We start from the raw sequence: 268 nt of genomic DNA on the forward strand, positions 1-268 counted from the left end.
GCCGCCGAAGGTGGGACAGATGATTGGGGTGAAGTCGTAACAAGGTAGCCGTATCGGAAGGTGCGGCTGGATCACCTCCTTTCTAAGGAAAATGCCCATGTGGCATTGCCCATCGTTCAGTTTTGAGGGTTCGTCCCTCGATTGTTCCTTGAAAACTGAAGATTCATCAAGACATCAAACCAATTAATTTCACATATGGTCCGTGAGGACCGTGTGTCTTAGACGCTAGATCAAGGTAGAAAGGGCGTACGGTGGATGCCTTGGCACT

1 rRNA gene is annotated in these 268 nt (G+C 49.6%); it reads left to right on the forward strand.

Annotation, left to right across the window (positions count from 1 at the left end):
- Positions 1–82: ribosomal RNA gene (locus tag EVJ34_RS15645) — 16S ribosomal RNA — on the forward strand; the annotation flags it as partial.
- Positions 83–268: the final 186 nt, after the last annotated feature.

The sequence above is a fragment of the Exiguobacterium sp. SL-9 genome, from assembly GCF_004336985.1.
Lineage (GTDB): Bacteria > Bacillota > Bacilli > Exiguobacteriales > Exiguobacteriaceae > Exiguobacterium.